Genomic DNA, 2,127 nt, shown 5'->3' with positions numbered 1-2,127 from the left:
CGATAGATCCGCTTGTGGTTCCACGGCCGGCCCTGGCGCCGGAGGATCTTCCGGCACTTCCAGAACCCCCGGCTCGGACGGCCCTCCACCAGGGTCGCCAACGCGCCGATCACCTGTGCATCCCGAACCGTCCAGTCATCCGGAACCCGGTAGAAGGCCGACCGCGACAGTCCCACGCAGCGGCATGATCGAGTCACCGGGAGATCGTGCTCCTCGACCAGATACCGCGCGGCGTCGCGTTTCGCAGCCGGCCCTACAGTTTTTTTGAGATCAGATCCTTCATCGCTGTGTTCTCGAGCGCCAAGTCTGCATACATGCGTTTGAGCCTCGCGTTCTCGGCTTCGAGCTCTTTGACCCGTTTCAGGTCCGAGGCTTCCATGCCGCCGTACTTCGATTTCCACTTGTAGTACGTGGCCTCCGAAATTCCGTGCTTGCGGCAAAGCTCGCTGATCCGCATCCCGGCGTCCGCCGACTTCAGGATCGAGACGATCTGCGTCTCCGTGAATCGTGATTTCCTCATCAGAACCTCCTGGCAGTAAGATGCCAGGAAGCTCTACTTTTTACCTGTCCACGAGAGCGGGAAGCTTACGGGCCCACCAACCTTTTCAGAGGGTTGGAGCTTTATGCCGGGAGACCAGGGGATTGGAATCCCTTGGTGTCGGCATAGGTGGGGAGCGGCCGGGTCGCCCGGGTTTCAGCTGGCCGGATATGCGACCCAAGAGGACCGGCCGGCGGGCTCGTGATTGCAGCTGACGGCCAGGGACCGGCACTCAGGCATGCACCTGCTCCATCCTTGAGCAGACTTCGTCCACAAGGGCTTCGAACTCGTCCGTAAACGGCGTCTTTGTTTCCGTTTGCCACCACTCTCGAAACCCGGGATTGGCCATCCAGTGGCCGAGATTCTTGTCGACAATACTTCGAAGTGCTTCGTCTTCAGCCCCGCCAGAAAGGCGCGAGAAGATATTCTGGTAGGCCCACATCAGCTCGTGCAGCATCTCGTTTGCCTGCGCCTGCTCATCCGGCTCGAGCGCACGATAGCGTGCTTTCACTCGACGCCAAACGGATGCGCGTTGTTGCGAGCCGCTGACGTGCAGTCTCAGAGCGGAAAAATCCGCGCCAGCAGCATCGTACGCCTGTAAGCGTAACGCACGGATCTGCTCCTTGACCTGGCGGTTGTTCTGGCGAATCTGGATAGCCAGGTATACGAGGGAAACCACCACTGCCGTTGCGCCCACGATCTCTGCAATCGTACTGATAGCTTCCCAGTTCATCGCATGATCGACGCTATACGCGCTCACCTGGACGACCGCTTCGGGTCAGAGGCGCAAATTCTAGCTCAAGGGCATGCAGTGCGTCCGTTTGGGTCCCACTGTTCCAGGTTCGCCCTCGAGCCATCGGCGAAAGAACGGTGCCTCATCGAGGTGCCGGGGATGCCTGGCGGGCCCACCAACCTTTTCAAAGGGTTGGAGCTTTATGCCGGGAGGTGAAGGGATTGGAATCCCTTGGTTTGGGGCATAGGTGGGGGCACGGCGTGCTCGCCGAGTGAGCCACCGCAGCTTGGTTGCCGGCCGGCTAGGGCATGGACAGGCGCGGTTCGCCAGTTTCCGGATCGAATGTCAGGCGCGCCAGGCGGGTCGTTTCCGAGAATCGCGCGTCAATCGCGATCTCAACATCGAGGTGCCCCGCGCTCCAGCGCAGCAAGGGGGGCGATTGCGCCGGTCCACTGTTGCGCCCGCGTTCCAGGCCTTCCGGGAGCTCGTGAATCTCAATAACTCGCCCATCTGGGGTGATGCGAAAGAACAGCCGTCGCTCGTCGGAAAGGTCGTCACCGCGGCGTCGATCTCCACCGTATCCGAACAGGCGGAAGTAAAGCGCGTCGGCCTGCCAACCCTCGATCCAGGCCGACTTGGGGTTAGGAATGCCCCCAAAGTCAGGGACGGTCGCGACAAGCTCGGCGGTGCCGCGGCCGAGATCGCAGAGGTACACCCTCGCCTCGCGGTGAATCACCTGCCGGATGCCGCCGTTCGGGAAGGTGTTCAGGAAACCTGTCGGGTCTCTGACTCGCCGATACTCGAGCGTCACGGCCAACTGGTGTGATTGCGGCTTCGCAACCACATTACCGAGGCT

General features: G+C 61.3%; 2 protein-coding genes and 1 pseudogene. All 3 read right to left on the bottom strand.

What is annotated here, in order from left to right; genetic code table 11:
• Positions 1-520 (bottom strand): annotated as a pseudogene (locus tag G6032_RS15580) (transposase); the annotation flags it as partial.
• Between the two features lie 250 nt (positions 521-770).
• Positions 771-1,271 carry a hypothetical protein gene (locus G6032_RS02905; protein ID WP_165280642.1) on the bottom strand — a complete coding sequence of 167 codons (501 nt, stop codon included), beginning with the start codon at positions 1,269-1,271 and terminating at the stop codon, positions 771-773.
• A 301-nt stretch (positions 1,272-1,572) separates the two neighbouring features.
• The coding region (locus G6032_RS02900) for a hypothetical protein (RefSeq protein ID WP_206211773.1) at positions 1,573-2,127 on the bottom strand (555 nt) is incomplete at its 5' end.

The organism is Wenzhouxiangella sp. XN24 (assembly GCF_011064545.1).
GTDB lineage: Bacteria > Pseudomonadota > Gammaproteobacteria > Steroidobacterales > XN24 > XN24.
This window is presented reverse-complemented; position numbering and strand designations above follow the sequence as displayed.